The organism is Alphaproteobacteria bacterium, assembly GCA_035625915.1.
In the GTDB taxonomy this organism is placed as follows: Bacteria; Pseudomonadota; Alphaproteobacteria; order JACZXZ01; family JACZXZ01; genus DATDHA01.
The window spans coordinates 1-4,500 of record DASPOR010000221.1 but is presented as its reverse complement, the minus strand read 5'-3'; the positions used below and the strand labels follow the sequence as shown (position 1 = coordinate 4,500).

The 4,500-nt window shown below is 61.6% G+C and carries 4 protein-coding genes; 1 reads left to right on the top strand and 3 read right to left on the bottom strand.

Features of this window, described 5'->3' with window-relative positions; genetic code table 11:
• Nucleotides 1–117 precede the first annotated feature (117 nt).
• Nucleotides 118–1,122, bottom strand: a complete 1,005-nt coding sequence (locus VEJ16_18115; protein ID HYB11578.1) for a flavin reductase — start codon at nt 1,120–1,122, stop codon at nt 118–120.
• A gap of 695 nt (nt 1,123–1,817) precedes the next feature.
• Between VEJ16_18115 and VEJ16_18110 the strand changes: the two genes are divergently transcribed.
• Nucleotides 1,818–2,717: a 3-hydroxyacyl-CoA dehydrogenase family protein gene (locus VEJ16_18110; protein ID HYB11577.1), complete on the top strand. Its 900-nt coding sequence runs from the start codon at nt 1,818–1,820 to the stop codon at nt 2,715–2,717.
• A gap of 4 nt (nt 2,718–2,721) precedes the next feature.
• Here the strand turns inward: VEJ16_18110 and VEJ16_18105 are convergent, their stop codons facing one another.
• Together VEJ16_18105 and VEJ16_18100 are read right to left on the bottom strand one after the other, a co-directional pair.
• Nucleotides 2,722–3,117: a thioesterase family protein gene (locus VEJ16_18105; GenBank protein HYB11576.1), complete on the bottom strand. Its 396-nt coding sequence runs from the start codon at nt 3,115–3,117 to the stop codon at nt 2,722–2,724.
• A gap of 35 nt (nt 3,118–3,152) precedes the next feature.
• Nucleotides 3,153–4,500, bottom strand: a 1,348-nt coding sequence (locus VEJ16_18100) for an FAD-dependent oxidoreductase (protein ID HYB11575.1), incomplete at its 5' end; no start/stop codon positions are given.

The following is a 4,500-nucleotide window of genomic DNA, read 5'->3' as shown; positions in this document are numbered from 1 at the left end:
CGGGCGGGCCGACGAAATCATCGATCTCGCCAAATCCAACCTGTGGCGCTAGTGCGGCCAATCCGTAATTCGCCACATCTGGGTGCGGGACCGTGAGCGAATTTCGGATTCGCCACGCTAGCTCGTTTCGCTGTCGGCTTCCCGCCTGTACCGTCCTTCGTCCTTGCCGAGCTGGTCGATGAGCGCATGAAGTGCTGCCTTTAGCTCCACGGCCTCGCCCGACTTGCACGCGGCCAGCAGGTCGGTTTCGTGTTTTCTCGCATACTTCAAAAGCTTGCGCATGAGTAGCCGACCTCGGCCGGTAATGCGGACGAGGACTTGGCGGCGATCGGCCGCCGACGCACTTCGGCGCACAAGGCCGAGCAGCGCCATGCGATCGATCGCTTTCGTGAGCGTCGGCTGCTTGAAAAGGACGACCCGGGCGAGACCCGAAATCGTCATGGCCTCGCCGGCGGAAAGTGCGGCGAGGATGCGCCAATGGGACACGGATACATTCCGAGCCTTAAGGAGGGCGTGGAACTGCCCGCTTGCCAGGTGACTGGCCCGACCAAGGAGATCGAGAAGATAGTCGTCGAAGGAGTGCCGGCCGTCAGGTTGCGGGAGGCTTTCGGGGTGATGTGCGGTGACGTGGTAGTCGCCCGCGTGAAAGGCCAGCGCGCGCCGCTCCGCCTCGGCAAATCGCTCCACCTCGCCGATCAGGATGACGTGATCGCCGCCGTCGTGACGAGCCACGTTGTGGCATTCGAACCACGCTGTGCAGCCTTCGATGATCGGCACGCCGCCAAGGCCGCGGCGACACTCGACACCCTTGAAGCGATCGCCGCGCTCGTTTGCGAATCGTCGGGAAAGGGCGATCTGCTCGGCGGCAAGAACGTTGATCGCGTAATGGGGTGCGTTGAGGAAAATCGGCAGGGCCGACGCCGATTTCGCCAGGCTCCAAAGAACGAGGGGAGGGTCGAGCGACACCGAGCTGAAGGAGTTCGCGGTTAGTCCGATGGGAATGCCATCGGGGGTCAGCGTGGTCACGACGGTAACGCCAGTCGGGAACCGGCCGAGGGCGTTCCGAAAGGCGCGTCGATCGAAGGGGACCTTGCCGTCACTCGAATGTTCCTTGTTGCTCATGTTATATCGCTGGAGCCTCCTCCCCGACGTCGGGGACGAGTCTATCCGGAAATACATTCCTTTTCATATAAATTTCTGGATTTCAGGTTCGTATCGCGACGGCGACGGCAATTTTTAGGCCGACGATCACAAGAAGGACGTGATGCTCTGGGGCAGCGAGGGCATCTACCGGACGGAATCTAATTCCGTGCTTCCCGAATGCGCCTTAACGGTCGAGGTGGGCGTTCGTCCGCCGCTCCCCATCGGCATTCGGGCAACGACCGGCCACGAACGCCGACGAGAAACCAATGCGAAAGCAGGGGGAACGCAGGCGGAAATTCAGCTTTGGGGCAGCCAGTAGAGGAGTACTACAAGGCCAAGGACGGCGAATAGTTGAATGCAGAGATAGCGATGCCAACGCCCGCGGTCGGGGACCGGCTCACGCCAAACGTGGAATATTGCATCGTGGGGAGAGGTCGGAAGCATGACGACACCTCTTGCTGTTCTGGCCCTAGCCGGTTCTCATCGCGTTTCGGCAAGCCTTACCGGGGGTTTGACTCTTCCCGGCGTATGGCGCTGTGACGGCGGTCACCCTTCCTGCCGTTTCCACACTTTTCCGCTCGCGGCGCCGGAACGCGTAGGGCGGCCATAACAGCTTCAAATTTGGCCGAGATTATGGCTAGGCTGGGGAATTAAGGGGGCATGCGGGAAGCCTTATGCAGCTGCACCTTTGGAAAGGCGATGGCATGTCGCAGGAGAAAATCGGCGTCGTCGGCGCCGGCATGATGGGTTCGGAAATCGCCCTCGTTTTCGCGATGGCCGGCCACGAAGTCATCCTCACCGACACGAATGCTGAGCGAATCGGCAGTGCTCTCGCGAAAATCGCGGACATACTGCAAAAGGGCGTCGCCCGCGACCTTTGGGACCGGGCGGTAGAAACCCAAGCACTGGCCCATCTAAAATCCGTGCCGAGCTTGGACGCCTATGCCGATTGCGACTTCGTTATTGAAGCGGCGTTCGAGGACGCAGCGGTCAAAAGCGAGATATTCGGCACCCTCGACCGGGTGTGCAAGGCCGACTGCATTCTCTCCTCCAACACCTCGACGATCTCGATTGCAACACTCGCCGCGAGCGTCAAGCCGGATCGGCGCAAGCGGTTCATCGGAACTCACTTCTTCTCGCCCGTCTCGCGCATGAAGCTCGTCGAAGTGATTCCGGCATTCGATACAGAGGAGGCGGTCGTCGAGCGCGTCATGACGTTCTGCCGCAATGCAGGAAAGACGCCGGTGCGGATCAAGGACGTGGTGGGGTTTGCGGTCAATCGGCTGCTGCACGCCTTCTTCATCGAGGCGGTACGGCTTGTCGAAGAAGGTGTCGCAAGTCCTGCCGATCTCGATACGGCCTGCAAGCTCGGACTCGGCCATCCGCTCGGCCCGTTCGAGTTGATGGATCAGGTGACCAATCACCTCTCCCTCCAGGTTCAGGAAATTCTTCATGAGGCGTACGGTCCGCGCTTCATGCCGCGCCCGCTTATGAAGCAAATGGTCAGTGCCGGAAGGGACGGCCGCAGGGCGGGGCGGGGATGGTTCGTCTATGAAGGGGGGAAGCGCAAGTGACGAATCACGCTGAAAGTTTGAGCCCAAGCCGCTCGAGAAATCGCGCAAGCGTCACGACCGCGCGACCGTGTGCACCCTCCATGAGCAGCTTGTCGTTCCATTTGGCGCTGACGGCGAATTCGATTTGCCTGCCTTTGACGGCGGTCACGGAAGCAGCCGCCTCGACAAACGCACCTTCGGGCACCGCGGCAAGGTGACGCACATTCACGAACGTGCCGACCGAGCTCTCGCCCTCGTCGAGGAATGGCTTGATGCATTCAAGGGCCGCGGTTTCGAGAAATCCGATCAACACAGGCGTCGCCACGACGCGAACTCCCTTGTTGCCAATCGCGTCGGCGGTGTGGGCGTGCGTGGTTTCCACGCGATGCACGTAGGTGGTGCCGGTCGGTACGGGCTTCATGGTTGGATCTCCACAAAGGCCAGGCGGCGGCCGCATTAATCGCGGCAAGCCGCTAGCAGGTCGGAAATTCGGGTGAATTTTTCGCGCGGCCGACCATCCGCGGCGCGCTTCATTTCGGCTTCATTGATGCGTATCCATTCGGCGAAGCCGACGGGCCTGACGGCCCTGGCGGTAAGGATACGGTCGATCGCTTCGGGACCCAGCTTGCCCGTGGGGCCGGTCTTGAAATCTGCCATGATCAAATCGGCAACCGCCATGGCATCGGCACGGTTGGTCGGGATTGTGCCTGACGGCCCGCGCTTCGACCAGCCAACGACATACACACCCGGTTCGACGCGCCCCTCCTCGTTGCGCACGATGCCGCGCTTCTCGTCCACCGGCAATCCGTCGAAGGGGGCCCCGATATACCCTATCGCGGTAATGACCGTTGAAACCGAGAGTTCGAAATGATCGCCCGTATGACCCGCCTGCCCGTCGGCGAGCCGCGTGCGCTCGAGCCGTAGGCGCTGCGCATGGCCAGCCCCGATTATCGCCGTGGGTGCCGCCCAGAAAATGAACCTGAGGCTGACCGGCTTGTCGCCCAGCCTGTTTCCGGCGAAGCTTCGCAGGATGTCGAGTGGCTTCGCCTTCTGGGTGACTTCTTCAGGGTTCGCGGCGGCGATATCGCGATCAAGGGCTTCGCCGTCGAGGAGAGGCACGCAATGCTCGAGCTGGCCAAGTTCCGCAAGCTCGATGGGTGTGAAGCCAATCTGAACGGGGCCACGCCTGCCGATGAGGTATAGCATCTCGATGGGGGCTCGTGCGATCGTCTCGGCCGCGTGGCGGCATAAATCTGACTTCGCCATCTCGGCCGGCGTCTTGGCGAGCACGCGGACGCAATCGATTGCCACATTCCCATTACCGATTACGGCAATGGCGCTCCCCGTGAGTTCCGGGTCGAGATCACGGTGTCCTGGATGGCCGTTATACCAGCCGACGAAGGACCATGAGCCGTAAACGCCGCGCAATTCCTCACCGGGAATGCCGAGCTTGCGATCGATCGGGCACCCGATTGCGACGACGACCGCGTCATAGCATTCCTTGAGTTCCCCGAATGTGACGTCGTCGCCGACGTTGACATGGCCGAGAAAGCGGACATTCGGTCGGGTTGCGGTGCGCTCGAAGACGCGCTGGACTGCCTTGGTGCTTTGATGATCGGGTGCGACGCCGCTGCGCACGAGTCCATAGGGGGTCGGCAGACGGTCGACAATGTCGATGCGGCACCCCGGCAGTTTTCGCAATAACGCGTCCGCGGCATAGAACCCGGACGGCCCGCTGCCGACAATGACGATGGAGAGGCTCACACCGTGGCACTCGCCTCTATCGGAGCACGGCCCTCGATCC